This is a genomic window from Nonomuraea sp. NPDC052116 (genome assembly GCF_040680035.1).
Lineage (GTDB): Bacteria > Actinomycetota > Actinomycetes > Streptosporangiales > Streptosporangiaceae > Nonomuraea > Nonomuraea angiospora_A.
This window is the reverse complement of record NZ_JBFAWA010000016.1, coordinates 84,338-96,236: the sequence shown is the minus strand read 5'-3', so window position 1 is coordinate 96,236 and position 11,899 is coordinate 84,338. Positions and strand designations below refer to the sequence as shown.

The window sequence follows — 11,899 nt, the reverse complement described above, 5'->3', positions numbered from 1 at the left end:
AAAACTCGGTAAACTACTCGTGTTTGCTCTCCCAACCAGAAATACAAGTGAATGCTCGCATTTGTCAACGAGGAGACCCATGCCTGAACGCACGGTCCGCCGGCAGGCGCGCGGCCTGAAGCGCATGGCGGAGATCCTCGACGCCGCCGAGTCGGTGATAGCCGAGGTCGGATACCCGGACATGACGACGAACCACGTCGCCACGCGGGCGGGGATGTCGCCCGGGTCGCTCTACCAGTTCTTCCGCAACAAGGAGGAGATCCTCGACGGACTCGTGGCCCGCTACACCGACGACCGGCAGGAGTTCTGGGCCGCCCGGCTGGCCGCCGTCACCCCGGAGGTGCCGCTGGAGGCGCTGGTGGGGCAGGTCGTGGACGAGAGCGTCAGGTTCAAGAGCGCGTCACCGGCGTACTGGTCGCTCCTGTACGGGTCGGCGACGGGCGACCAGCTGGCCTCGGCCTCGCAGCGGCTGCACGACGACATCGCCCGGCAGGTCGCGGCCATGCTCCGCCGCCGCTCCCCCGGCCTGGCGGAGGAGCGCGCCGCGCTCATGGGGACGATGGCGGTGGCCATGGTGAAGGCGGTGATGCCGCTGGTCACCACCGCCACGCCGGAGCGCGGCGCGGAGCTGGTGGCGGAGCTGAAGCTGGCTCTGGTGCGCTATCTGGGCTGAGGGCGGACCGAAGCCCGCCCGGGTGCGCCATCCGAGCTGAGCGCGGGCCTCGCGCTCAGCCGCGGAAGGGGCCCGACACCTCGAAGGTGTGGCCCTCGGTGCGGCCGCGCCGGGCCGAGAAGTAGAGCCGATCGCCCTCCGGCGAGAACGCCAGCCCGGTCAGCTCCGCCCCGGCGTGCCCCTCCAGCCTGAGGAACGGCGTGACCGCGCGGTCGGGGGTGATGACGTCGACCTCCGTCGTCTCCCTGGCCACGTACAGGTCGCCGGAGGGGGCGGCGGTGATGGCGCGCACGCCCTCGCACAGCCGCTCGAGCGCGGAGGTCTGGGCGTCGTAGGCCCACAGGCCCGTGTCGCCCTTGGTCGTGAAGTAGCACACCCCGCCCGCGTAGTGGCAGCCGTCGCCGCCGTCGAAGTGGCGGGCGCCCTCGACCTGGTGGCGGGCCTCGGTGCGCAGCGCCGCCGGCGAGGGCACGACCTGCCAGTGGCCCGAGGAGCACAGCACCTCCAGCGTGCCCTCCGTCAGGTCGCCCCAGTCGCTCGGCCGGAACCGGTAGAAGCAGCCGTCGGGCTCGTCCTCGGTCATGTAGACGACGCGCCGCTCGGGGTCGCAGGCCGCGGCCTCGTGCTTGAAGCGGCCCATGGCCAGGCGGGGGCGGGCGGCGCGGGCGCCGTACGGGTCGCACTCGAAGACGCGGCCGCGGTGGCCCAGCTCGCACGACAGCCAGGTGTGCCACGGTGTGGCGCCGCCCGCGCAGTTGAGGTCGGTGCCCGACAGGATGCGGTAGGCGTCGCCGACGGTGCCGTCGGCGCGGAAGCGCAGCGCCGACGCGCCGCCGAGCAGGGGCAGCTCGGAGTTAGACACGTAGATCCAGCCGGCGCCGTCGGGGAAGCAGGCGCCGCCGTCGGGGGCCGCGTGCCAGGTCAGCCCGGCGACCTTGTGGCCCGAGCGGGCCACCACCCTGCCGGTGAAGCCTGAGGGCAGCGCGAGGCCGTCGGCGCCCGGCAGGCCGAGCGGTCCGTACGGGCTGATGCCGCCCCGCAAGAGCGGGCCCGTGCGGAGGAGAGTCTTGTGGGACATCGTGGGGCCTCCCTCTAGGTGCCACGCTAGTCGACCGCACCGACATGAATGGCAGGGACTCGCGACATCAAACTCTGCGCAAACCCCGAACTCCCACTGCGCGATCATCCGGCCAACACGCGTCGGCGGGCCGCCGGCCAGGGGTCGCGGCCCCGTCGGCGGCCCTGTCGGCGGGCCTGTCGGCGGCCCCACCGGCGGGCATGTCGGCGGGCATGCCAAAGCCCGGGCTCCCGTTCGGGCTCCCGGGCTTTCCGGCAGGTCAGGCCTGGGCCTGGAACATCCAGTGCTGCTTGTCGATGTCCTGCGCCACCGCGATGAGCAGATCCTGGGTGACCGGGTCGGGCTCGTCGGTGGCCCGGACGCGCTCGTGCATCCGCTTGCTGACACCGTCCAGCAGGTCGGTGATCGTCGCCACGACCTTGCCGTCCTCGATCCAGCCGGACTCCGGCTGCTGGAGCTTCGTGGACCTGGCGACCGTGGTGGAACGCCCGTCCGGGTTGATCCCGACGGCGACGGCGCGTTCGGCGATGGTGTCCATGTGGGACCTGGCGAGGTCGGTGAGCTCGTCGAGCTGGAGGTGGATCGGGCGGAAGTGAGGGCCGATGAGGTTCCAGTGCGACTGCTTGGCGACCAGCGAGAGGTCGATGAGATCGACCAGGGCGCCCTGCAGGGCCCGCGCGACGGTGTCCTTGGCCTCTCCCGAGAGTGGGCCGGTGATCATGGCCATGTCCTGTTCCTCCCCATCGATAGGAGTTTTCCCTATTTAGAACGACAGGGCGGCGGTCATTCTTCCGCGTCGTTGACAGTGTAACAATGACAGTGTCATTGTGGAGGTATGAGCGACGCCTCCGCCTCCACCGGGCCCGTCGGTTGGACCATCGGCGAGCTGGCCGAGCGCGCGGCACTGGCGCTGCGCGCCAGCTCGGACGGCACATCCGCCGGCAACGGCCGGGTCCGCGATGTGCCCGGCGAGCGGCTGATCAGGTGGTATACGACGATCGGACTGGTGGACCCGCCGCTGACCAGGCGCGGCCGCATCGCCCAGTACGGGCGGCGGCACCTGCTGCAACTCGTGGCCGTGAAACGGCTGCAGGCCGCCGGGCACTCGATCGCCCAGATCCAGGCGGCCCTGGCGGGCGCCACGGACCGCATGCTGGAGACCGCCGCGGGTGCGGACGCTCCCCCCGTGACCGGTGCCATGCGCGACCGGGTGGGCCCTGGCTCGAGCGAGGCACCCGACGGCGCGCACCCGGCAGCCGACGCCCGCCCGGGCAGTGGCGCGGCCGAGCGCGGGGTGCCTGAGCGCGGCGCGACCGAGCAGGAAGCGGCCGAGCCCGGAGCGACGGGGGCCGGTGACGATGTGCGAGCCGGTGACGATGTGCGGGCCCGGGGTGACGCGGCGCCCGGCACGGCCGAAGCCGCGCGTGATCGGCAGGGCCGCGATCGGGAGTCGGTGCGGGGGCGGTTCTGGGCCGAGCGGCCGGGGAAGGGCAGCGTGCGGGCTCCAGAGGCGGCCCGTCAGCCGACCGGGCCCCGCAGCAGCCCGAGCGCGCCCGGTACACCGGACGGCATGCCCGAGAACCGGCCGGGTGGGGCGGTTGTCGTGGGGGTCAGGTTGGGGGACAGGGTGCGGCTGGTGCTGGACGCCGGCCGGGTCCCGTCCGAGGAGGACGTTCAGGCGGTGCTGGCGGCAGCGAGGCCGTTGCTCGCGGTGCTCGAAGAAAGGGAGCTGATATGAAGATCACTTCGCTGGAGCCCGCACGGTGCCTGCCGGTGCCGGACGCCGGGTTCGGTGCGCTGCGGACCGAGCGCGGCAACCTGCCGCTCGAGAGCGTGGACGTGAACGCCGATATCTCCGGCCTCATCGCCGGGGTCGAGGTGACGCAGGGGTTCAGGAATCCGTTCGACGTCACCCTGGAGGCCACGTACGTCTTCCCGCTGCCCGACCGGGCGGCCGTCACCGGGTTCCGGATGGAGGCCGACGACCGGGTCATCGAGGGTGTGCTGAAGGAGCGCGCCCAGGCCAGGGCCGACTACGACCAGGCGTTGCGGGAGGGCAGGCGGGCGGCGATCGCCGAGGAGGACCGGCCCGACGTGTTCACGATCCGGGTCGGCAACATCCTGCCCGGCGAGCGCGTCTCGGTCCGGCTGACCATGAGCCAGCCCCTGCCGTACGAGGACGGGGCGGCCACGTTCCGCTTCCCGCTGGTCGTGGCCCCGCGCTACATCCCGGGCAACCCCGTCGACGGCCCATCCGCGGGCGACGGCGTCGCGCCCGACACCGACGCGGTGCCGGACGCGTCCAGGATCAGCCCGCCCGTCCTGCTGCCCGGCTTCCCCGACCCGGTCCGCCTGTCGCTGAGCGCGACCGTGGACGCGGCCGGGCTGGAGCTGCGCGAGCTGGCCTCCAGCCTGCACGTGGTGGAGGAGGAGGGCCACACGGTCCGCCTGCGCCCCGGCGAGCGGCTCGACCGCGACTTCATCCTGCGGCTGTCGTTCGACGCGTCCACGTCCCTGCAGCTCGACAGCGGGTCCGATCAAGGGGGCACCTTCGCGCTCACTGTCGTGCCTCCGCCGCTCCAGTCCACGCGCCCGCCGCGCGACCTGGTGCTGGTGCTCGACCGTTCGGGCAGCATGGGCGGCTGGAAGATGGTCGCCGCCAGGCGGGCCGCCGCCCGCATCGTCGACACGCTGACGGCCCAGGACAGGTTCGCGGTGCTGACGTTCGACTCGGTGGTGGAGGAGGCGTTCGAGGGCCTGGTGGAGGCCTCCGACCGCAACCGCTACCGCGCCGTCGAGCACCTCGCGCGGGTGGACGCCCGCGGCGGCACCGAACTGCTGGAGCCGCTGCGCCGGGCCGTCGCCCTGCTGGACGGCCGCGACGAACGCGAACGGGTCGTGGTCCTGGTCACCGACGGCCAGGTGGGCAACGAGGACCAGATCCTGGAGCAGGCGGGCGGCGCCCTGTCCGCGATGCGCGTGCACACGGTCGGCATCGACCGCGCCGTGAACGCCGGCTTCCTCGGCCGCCTGGCCGGGCTCGGGGCGGGCCGGTGCGAGCTGGTCGAGTCGGAGGACCGGCTGGACGCGGCCATGGAGCAGATCCACCGCAGGATCGGCGCTCCCCTGGTGACCGACCTCTCCCTCAAGGGGCTCGAGCTCGAGCCGGACACCGTCACCCATCTCGGGTCGATCTTCCCGGGCGTGCCGCTGCGCGTGTACGGACGCCACCGCGAGGGCTCCTCGCTGACCGTGCGCGGCCTGGCGGCCGGAGGGCCGTGGGAGGAGCAGGTCACGGGCGTGACGGTGGACAATCCGGCCATCCAGGCCGTGTGGGCCCGCGCGCACCTGCGGGAGCTGGAGGACCGCTACGCCATGGGCGAGCACGACCTGGAGCAACGGATCGTGCGGACGTCGCTGGAGTACGGCGTGCTGTGCCGCTTCACCGCGTACGTGGCGGTCGACACCAGGCAGGTCGCCGACGGAGGGCCGGAGCACCGGGTCATCCAGCCGGTCGAGCCGCCGAGCGGGTGGGAGCTGCCGCAGAACCCGCCGATGATGGGCTTCATGGCGCAGGCGGCGGTGATGGCCGCCCCGCCGGCCGCCCCGCGGATGCGGATGCCGGACCCCGGTCTCGGTTCCGCCGACGCGTCACCGGACTTCCTGACCGGTGGGCCGGCGGGGGGCGGAGGAGGGTTCGCCGGGCCTCCGAGGCCGGCCCCCTTCGCACCGGGCGGGCCCCGTAGTGGCCCCCGTGGTGGCCCCCGTAGTGGCAGGGCGCCGAAGTCCGCGCCGCGTCCCGGTCACCCGCTGGACTCGGTCCGGCCGCAGCTGGTGGCCGAGCTCGACCGGCTGAAGGCGCTGCCCATGGCCGACCTGCTCTACCTGGCGGACCTGGGCTCGCGGCTGGCGGCGCTGGCGGCGTACCTCGGGGGCAACGCGGAGCTGGAGACGCTGGCCCGCGAGCTGGAGGCCGCCGAGCAGCCGGGCGCCGACGCCCAGGCCCTGCACGACCGGGCGGTGGAGATCCTCACCACCCTCATGGGCGGCTCCTCCGGCGGCCCTCGCCGCGGACCCTTCTGGAAGCGCTCGTAAGCCTGCTCCGGGGGCCCGGCCGGGCCCCCGGAGAACGGGGTCACAGGATCGGGGTCCACCGCTTCATGAGGACGATCTCGTAGCCGTTCACCGCCGTGTACGGATCCTCCCGGAGGATGTCGCGCAGCTCGGCCTCGTCCGCCACCTCGTACACGTGCAGCGCCCCCGAGTCGTCCGCCCAGGGCCCGGCGGTCACCAGCCGCCCCTGGTCCTTGAGCCGCCGCAGGTGTTCCCGGTGCGCGGGGCGCGCCGCGAGGCGGCGGGGGTCGTCGTCGAAGGCCAGGTGGAGTACGTATCTCGCCATGCCCGCACGCTAGGGGCTCCGACGCCGGAGCTCAGCATCGCCGGGCACCGGGCTGGTGTATATCGGGATACATGACGTACAGGCTGGCCGACCTGCCGATGTTCGGCGGGCTCGACGAGGGGCGGCTGGGCGGGCTCGCGGCGCTGTCGCGGCGGCGGTCCTACCCGGCCGGGCAGGTGCTGTGCACCGAGGGCGACCCGGCGGAGCACCTGATCGTGCTGCTCGACGGGCGGGTCAAGGCCGGGCGGGTGAGCGCCGAGGGCAAGGAGGTGGTGCTGGCCGTGGAGGAGGCGCCCGTCGCGTTCGACAAGACGGCGCTCCTCGTGGACGGCCCGCACCGCGCGACCCGGACGGCCATGACGGCGGTGGAGGTGGCCTACCTGCCGCGCTCGGCGGTGCTGGAGCTCCTCGCCGCCGAACCGTCCGTCGCGGCGCGGCTGCTGCGCACGCTGGCGGCCACCGTACGGGACCTCGACGAGCGGCTCACCGACGCGGCGGTGCGCGACGTACCCTCCCGCGTGGCCACCTGGCTGGTACGGCGCTGCGCCACCGGCCGGGTGCCGCTCCACGCGGGCCAGGCGGGCCTGGGGGCCGAGATCGGCGCGACCAGGGTGAGCGTCAACCGGGCCCTGCGCGGGTTCGAGCGGCGGGGGATGATCGAGATCCGGGCCGGCGAGGTGGTCGTGCTGGATCCGCGCGCGCTGTCCCGCCTGGCGGCCCTCCCGGCCCCGGACCAGGCGTCGTGATCATGAACGGCGGGTGGCGGGCAAGGGCCGGGAAATTCACGGGAAGGCGTCTGTCCGACCCGGTCGCGCTGTTCTATCGTCACTGAGCATGGCGACCTCTCGCGCCCCGCTCCGCTTCGCCGAAGCAGTGTCCGCCACCGTCTCGGAGAGCGCCGGATCCGGCTTCTTCTTCGACTACGACGGCACCATCGCCCCGATCATGCGCGACCCCGGCGCGGTGTTCCCCGTGGCCGGTGCGCTGGAACGGCTGCAGGTGCTGGCCAGGCTCGTGAGCAAGGTCGCGATCGTGTCCTCCCGCCCGGCCGCGTACCTGCGGGACCGCTTCTCGGACGCTCCCCAGCTGCGCCTGTTCGGCCTGTACGGCATGCAGACCGTCGAGGACGGCCGCGTGCGCACGGACGCCGAGGCCGAGCCGTGGGCCCCGGTGATGCGGCGGGTGGCCGAGGAGGCCGCCCGCGACCTGCCGCGCGAGATCCTGATCGAGGACAAGGCGCTGATCGTGGCGCTGCACTACCGCTCGGCCCCGGCGCTGCGCGGCGCGGTCGAGCGGTGGTCGTCCCGCAAGGCGGCCGAGCTGGGGCTGCGGGAGCAGCACGGACGCATGGTCGTCGAGCTCAGGCCGCCCGTCGAACGTGACAAGGGCACGGTCGTCGCCCGCGAGATCGAGACGCTGACCCGCGCCTGGTACTTCGGCGACGACCTGTCCGACGGCCGGGCCTTCGACGCGTTGCGCGGCAGGGAGGAGCGCGACCCGGCCTTCATGGGCGTCCGGGTCGCGGTGGCGAACACCGAGACGGGCGACGAGCTGGCCCGCGTGGCGGACTTCACGGTGGATTCCCCCGAAGACACGCCGGCCCTGCTCGACCACGTGATCAGCGCCTTCCCCGGCCGCCCTCCGGTGGTGGGCGCGGGCTCACGCCACCGGTAGGCGGCCACGGTCCCGCCCACGTGCTCGTACCCTGGTGGGGTGACTGCACTTGTCCTGGACGGCGGCCTGTCCACCCAGCTCGAACGGCTCGGCGCCGACCTCGGCGACGAGCTCTGGTCGGCGCGGCTGCTGCTGGAGCGGCCCGAGGTGATCCGGCGCGCCCACGCCGACTACTTCGCGGCGGGCGCCGACGTGGCCACGACCGCCAGCTACCAGGCCACGATCGCCGGGTTCGTCCGGCGCGGCCTGGACGTGGCGGCGGCCGAGCGGCTGATCAGGCTGTCGGTCGAGCTGGCCGCGCAGGCCCGCGACGAGGCCGGGCACGGGCTGGTGGCGGCCTCGGTCGGCCCGTACGGCGCCTTCCTGGCCAACGGCGCCGAATACACCGGCGACTACGACCTCGACGAGGACGGCCTGTTCGACTGGCACCTGCCGCGCTGGGAGATCCTCGCCTCGGCCGGGGCCGACCTGCTGGCCTGCGAGACGATCCCGTCCTATCCCGAGGCGCGGGTGCTGGCCAGGCTGCTGGCCCGCACGCCGGAGGTGAAGGCGTGGGTGAGCTTCTCCTGCCGCGACGGCGAGCGGCTCAACGACGGCACGCCGATCACCGAGGCGGCCGCGCTGTTCGGCGGAAACCCGCAGGTGGTGGCCGTCGGGGCCAACTGCACCGCGCCGCGCCACATCCCCGGGCTGATCTCGTGCCTGGCGGGCGGGCTGCCCGTGGTGGTCTACCCCAACTCGGGCGAGACGTGGGACGCCGGGCACCGCCGGTGGCTGGGGCTGGCCGACCCCGTGGAGTTCGGGCAGGCGGCCAAGGAGTGGCAGCTGGCGGGCGCGTCGCTGATCGGCGGGTGCTGCCGTACGACGCCCGAGCACATCGCGCAGATCCGCGCCCACCTCTCCTGAGACGCGGCGGGACCCCGCGCGGGCGCGGGGTCCCGGGTCCCGGGGAAGAAGCCGTCAGGCGAGCGCCGACGCGGGGCGGCGGCGGGCCAGGACGTTGTCCAGGGCCAGCGCGCCCCCGCCCGTGAAGCCGACGGCCAGGCTGGCCGCGGCCAGCGCCAGGACGAACTCGTAGCCGCCCTCGCCGGCGCTGAACCCGCTCGCGCCGTGCACGAACACGATGGCGCCCACCATGTCGAGGGCCAGCAACGTGCCGGCGATCGGCAGCGCGGCGCCCAGGATCAGCGCGAGCCCGCCGGCCACCTCCAGCACGGCGACGGCGGGAGCGGCCACGGAGGCCAGCGGGATGCCCGCGGATTCGAAGAACTTGGTCGTGCCCGCGATCCCCATGGTCGCGAACTTCTGGTAGCCGTGGACGAGGAAGATCACGCCGATGGCGATCCTCGCGAGCAGCAGGACGACGGGGCGCGCCTGGCCGATCATGCGATCTCCTTATAAGAGTGGTTCAGATTTGAACAACGACCCTAGCATTGATTGTTCAAATCTGAACGACAGTAGACTGAACCGGTGACGGACCCCCGATGGCTTGACGCGACGGAGATGGCGGCGTGGCGCGCCTTCCTGTCCACCGCCCACCTGCTCGAACGGCGGATCGAGGAGCAGCTCAAGGCCGCGGCCGGGCTGACGCATCCGCAGTACGAAATCCTGACGCGGCTGTCGGACACGCCGGGCCATCAGATGCGCATGACCGAGCTCGCCAAGGGCGTCGTGGTGTCGAAGAGCGCGCTGACCTACCAGATCACCCAGCTCGAGAAGGCGGGCCTGGTGGAGCGCGCCACCTGCCCCGGCGACGAGCGCGGGGTGCTGGCGGTGCTCACCGACGCGGGCGTGCGCTGCCTGGAACGGGTGGCGCCGGGCCACCTGGAGGTCGTGCGCGCGTACCTGATCGACCGGATCAGCCGCGAGGAGCTGCACACCATGACCACGGCCATGCAGAAGACCGAGACGGTCTTACGCGCCTCCGGGTGAGCTCACCCCTTGGCGGCGGCGGCGCGCGCGGCGCGCTCCAGCTCGACCTTGGCGCTCGCGGCGTACTTGTCGACGTATTCCTGCCCGGACAGCTCCATCAGGGCGTACATGATCTCGTCGGTCACGGCGCGCAGCACCAGCCGGTCGTCCTCCATCCCGTAGTAGCGGGAGAAGTCGAGCGGCTTGCCGAACTTGACGCCCGGCCGGATCCCGAACTTGGGCAGCGGCCGCCCCGGCGGCATCATCTCGTACGTGTTGATCACAGCCCACGGGATGACCGGCGCCCGTGACTCCAGGGCGAGCCTGGCCACGCCGGTCTTGCCCTTGTAGAGGCGGCCGTCGGGCGAGCGGGTGCCCTCGGGGTAGATGCCGAGGATGTGGCCCTCGCGCAGGATGCGCAGGCCGGTGCGGAGCGCCGCCTCGCTCGCCTTGCCGCCGGAGCGGTCGATCGGCACGGTGCCGACGCCGCTGAAGAACAGCCGGGTGAAGAAGCCCTTGATGCCGCGCCCGGTGAAGTAGTCGGCCTTGCCGAGCGAGATGACCTTGCGCCGGATCTGCAGCGGGCCGAAGAAGTGGTCGGCGAACGACAGGTGGTTGCCGGCCAGGATCGCGGGCCCCTGTTTGGGCACGTTTTCCGAGCCCTCCGTCCACGGCCTGAAGATGGTGAGGAGGAACGGACCCAAGATGGCCTTGACCACCCAGTAGAACACTCCGGCACCTCTTCTCCAGCGCGTTACGTGTGAGCAGAGTCATCTTCCCACCTTGAACACGATGCTCCTACACCAGCTCTCGCACAAACACCCCGGAACGTGCGACGATCGGGCCGTTCCCGGAGGAACCTGCCCGGAATGAAACTGCATGGAGGAGCTGTTATGCCGCTCATGCCAGGCGCGGAGCCCTACCACCATCGAGCAGGCCAGGTCGGTGTGCTGCTCTGCCATGGGTTCACCGGCTCGCCACAGTCGCTGCGGCCCTGGGGGGAGTTCCTGGCCGGACACGGGGTGAGCGTCTCGCTGCCCCGCCAGCCGGGGCACGGCACCACGTGGCAGGAGATGAACAGGACGCGCTGGGAGGACTGGTACGCCGAGGTCGAGAAGGCGTTCGCGGACCTCCAGGGGCGCTGCCCGGACGTGTTCGTGGCGGGGCTGTCGCTGGGCGGCTGCCTGGCGCTGCGGCTCGCCGAGGTGCACGGCCCGGCGATCGCCGGCGTGATCGCGGTCAACCCGTCGATCACGAACGACGTGCCGCTGCTCAAGCTCGCTCCGCTGCTCAAGTGGTTCGTGCCGTCGGTGCCCGGCGTCGCCAACGACGTCAAGAAACCCGGCGTGACCGAGCTGGCCTACGACCGCACCCCGGTGAAGGCGGCGGCGTCGTTGCCCTCGCTGTGGTCGCTGGTGCAGGCCGACCTGGCTAAAGTGACGCAACCACTGCTGGTCTTCCACAGCACGGAGGACCATGTGGTCAAGCCGACGAGTGTGGCGATCATCCGTGCGAAGGTCCCACAGGCCACGATCGAGGAGCTAAGCGATAGCTACCATGTTGCGACGCTTGACAACGATGCCGACAGGATCTTTGCCGGGAGCCTCGACTTCATCCGGACACATGCCTCGGTACCCTTGCAGAGGGACTGATCGCACCCAGGGGGAAGTCGCGATCGCTGTGGAGAGGCCCATCTAGGTGACGCCCCAGAGTGACGAGGACGAGGTCTGGCGGCAGATCGTCGCGTCCTTCAACGACACCGCCGAGCGCGACTCGGCCGACCAGCCATGGCCGGACAGCGAGAACGTCCCCGCCGAGCCCACCCGCCGAGTGGTGAAACCCTCGGAGGAGCCCGAGCTCGACGAGGACCCGTACAAGGACCCGGCGGACGACGAGGAGGAGGCGGACGAGGGCCACTTCGAGCCGCCCCCGCCGCCTCCGCTGCCCAAGCTCGACCTGCCCACCAAGCTGGCGTGGGTGGCGCTGTTCGGCGGCCCCGCCTATCTCCTGGTGGCCGCGATGGCGAGCTGGCACATGGAGGGCTGGGCGCTGTTCACGGCCGTGGCGGCGTTCATCGGCGGGTTCGTGGCGCTGGTGGTGCGTATGGGCGACGGCCCGCCCAACGACTCCGGCTGGGACGACGGCGCCGTGCTGTAGGGCCCGC

General features: G+C 72.4%; 14 protein-coding genes. 9 read left to right on the top strand and 5 right to left on the bottom strand.

Annotated elements, in window-relative coordinates:
• Positions 1-79 precede the first annotated feature (79 nt).
• Positions 80-673: a TetR/AcrR family transcriptional regulator gene (locus AB0L65_RS29020; protein WP_364251284.1), complete on the top strand. Its 594-nt coding sequence runs from the start codon at positions 80-82 to the stop codon at positions 671-673.
• A 55-nt stretch (positions 674-728) separates the two neighbouring features.
• On the opposite strand, the gene AB0L65_RS29015 is transcribed toward AB0L65_RS29020, so the two are convergent.
• Positions 729-1,751: an alkaline phosphatase PhoX gene (locus AB0L65_RS29015; RefSeq protein WP_364251281.1), complete on the bottom strand. Its 1,023-nt coding sequence runs from the start codon at positions 1,749-1,751 to the stop codon at positions 729-731.
• Positions 1,752-2,010: 259 nt separating this feature from the next.
• Positions 2,011-2,478, bottom strand: coding sequence for a DNA starvation/stationary phase protection protein (locus AB0L65_RS29010; protein ID WP_350728998.1), 468 nt, complete (start codon positions 2,476-2,478; stop codon positions 2,011-2,013).
• 108 nt (positions 2,479-2,586) lie between these two features.
• On the opposite strand from AB0L65_RS29010, the gene AB0L65_RS29005 reads away from it, so the two are divergent.
• Both AB0L65_RS29005 and AB0L65_RS29000 read left to right on the top strand, forming a co-directional pair.
• Positions 2,587-3,489: a MerR family transcriptional regulator gene (locus AB0L65_RS29005; protein WP_364251278.1), complete on the top strand. Its 903-nt coding sequence runs from the start codon at positions 2,587-2,589 to the stop codon at positions 3,487-3,489.
• Positions 3,486-5,846: a VIT domain-containing protein gene (locus AB0L65_RS29000; protein WP_364251275.1), complete on the top strand. Its 2,361-nt coding sequence runs from the start codon at positions 3,486-3,488 to the stop codon at positions 5,844-5,846. Before AB0L65_RS29005 ends, AB0L65_RS29000 begins: the two co-directional genes overlap by 4 nt.
• 40 nt (positions 5,847-5,886) lie before the next feature.
• Here the strand turns inward: AB0L65_RS29000 and AB0L65_RS28995 are convergent, their stop codons facing one another.
• Positions 5,887-6,150 (bottom strand): YciI family protein, encoded by a 264-nt coding sequence (locus AB0L65_RS28995; protein ID WP_364251272.1) that lies wholly within the window; start codon positions 6,148-6,150, stop codon positions 5,887-5,889.
• 71 nt (positions 6,151-6,221) lie between these two features.
• Here AB0L65_RS28995 and AB0L65_RS28990 point away from each other — a divergent pair, with 71 nt between their 5' ends.
• From AB0L65_RS28990 to mmuM, 3 genes are all read left to right on the top strand, one after another.
• Entirely contained in the window at positions 6,222-6,896 is a 675-nt protein-coding gene (locus AB0L65_RS28990) for a Crp/Fnr family transcriptional regulator (RefSeq protein ID WP_364251269.1), read from the top strand.
• 88 nt (positions 6,897-6,984) lie between these two features.
• The gene (gene otsB, locus AB0L65_RS28985) at positions 6,985-7,824 is read left to right on the top strand and encodes a trehalose-phosphatase (protein WP_364251266.1); all 840 of its coding nucleotides are present in this window, start codon (positions 6,985-6,987) and stop codon (positions 7,822-7,824) included.
• 39 nt (positions 7,825-7,863) lie between these two features.
• Positions 7,864-8,730 carry a homocysteine S-methyltransferase gene (gene mmuM, locus AB0L65_RS28980; RefSeq protein ID WP_350728992.1) on the top strand — a complete coding sequence of 289 codons (867 nt, stop codon included), beginning with the start codon at positions 7,864-7,866 and terminating at the stop codon, positions 8,728-8,730.
• Between the two features lie 54 nt (positions 8,731-8,784).
• Here mmuM and AB0L65_RS28975 read toward each other — a convergent pair whose 3' ends face one another.
• The gene (locus tag AB0L65_RS28975) at positions 8,785-9,210 is read right to left on the bottom strand and encodes a DoxX family protein (RefSeq protein ID WP_364251263.1); all 426 of its coding nucleotides are present in this window, start codon (positions 9,208-9,210) and stop codon (positions 8,785-8,787) included.
• 84 nt (positions 9,211-9,294) lie between these two features.
• Here AB0L65_RS28975 and AB0L65_RS28970 point away from each other — a divergent pair, with 84 nt between their 5' ends.
• On the top strand, positions 9,295-9,756 hold the full coding sequence (locus AB0L65_RS28970) for a MarR family transcriptional regulator (protein WP_350728989.1): 462 nt from the start codon (positions 9,295-9,297) through the stop codon (positions 9,754-9,756).
• 2 nt (positions 9,757-9,758) lie between these two features.
• On the opposite strand, the gene AB0L65_RS28965 is transcribed toward AB0L65_RS28970, so the two are convergent.
• Complete coding sequence (locus tag AB0L65_RS28965; protein ID WP_364251260.1) at positions 9,759-10,466, bottom strand: lysophospholipid acyltransferase family protein; 708 nt, start codon at positions 10,464-10,466, stop codon at positions 9,759-9,761.
• 162 nt (positions 10,467-10,628) lie between these two features.
• Between AB0L65_RS28965 and AB0L65_RS28960 the strand changes: the two genes are divergently transcribed.
• Positions 10,629-11,387, top strand: coding sequence for an alpha/beta fold hydrolase (locus AB0L65_RS28960; RefSeq protein ID WP_350728987.1), 759 nt, complete (start codon positions 10,629-10,631; stop codon positions 11,385-11,387).
• 46 nt (positions 11,388-11,433) lie between these two features.
• The gene (locus tag AB0L65_RS28955) at positions 11,434-11,892 is read left to right on the top strand and encodes a hypothetical protein (RefSeq protein ID WP_364251257.1); all 459 of its coding nucleotides are present in this window, start codon (positions 11,434-11,436) and stop codon (positions 11,890-11,892) included.
• Positions 11,893-11,899 lie beyond the last annotated feature (7 nt).

What these genes read in the sequence shown, in the direction of transcription:
- AB0L65_RS29010 (WP_350728998.1), bottom strand. Translation starts at nt 2,478, where the DNA reads ATGGCCATGATCACCGGCCCACTCTCGGGAGAGGCCAAGGACACCGTC.
- AB0L65_RS28975 (WP_364251263.1), bottom strand. Translation starts at nt 9,210, where the DNA reads ATGATCGGCCAGGCGCGCCCCGTCGTCCTGCTGCTCGCGAGGATCGCC.
- AB0L65_RS29005 (WP_364251278.1), top strand. Translation starts at nt 2,587, where the DNA reads ATGAGCGACGCCTCCGCCTCCACCGGGCCCGTCGGTTGGACCATCGGC.
- otsB (WP_364251266.1), top strand. Translation starts at nt 6,985, where the DNA reads ATGGCGACCTCTCGCGCCCCGCTCCGCTTCGCCGAAGCAGTGTCCGCC.
- AB0L65_RS28995 (WP_364251272.1), bottom strand. Translation starts at nt 6,150, where the DNA reads ATGGCGAGATACGTACTCCACCTGGCCTTCGACGACGACCCCCGCCGC.
- AB0L65_RS28990 (WP_364251269.1), top strand. Translation starts at nt 6,222, where the DNA reads ATGACGTACAGGCTGGCCGACCTGCCGATGTTCGGCGGGCTCGACGAG.
- AB0L65_RS29015 (WP_364251281.1), bottom strand. Translation starts at nt 1,751, where the DNA reads ATGTCCCACAAGACTCTCCTCCGCACGGGCCCGCTCTTGCGGGGCGGC.
- AB0L65_RS29000 (WP_364251275.1), top strand. Translation starts at nt 3,486, where the DNA reads ATGAAGATCACTTCGCTGGAGCCCGCACGGTGCCTGCCGGTGCCGGAC.
- AB0L65_RS29020 (WP_364251284.1), top strand. Translation starts at nt 80, where the DNA reads ATGCCTGAACGCACGGTCCGCCGGCAGGCGCGCGGCCTGAAGCGCATG.
- AB0L65_RS28960 (WP_350728987.1), top strand. Translation starts at nt 10,629, where the DNA reads ATGCCGCTCATGCCAGGCGCGGAGCCCTACCACCATCGAGCAGGCCAG.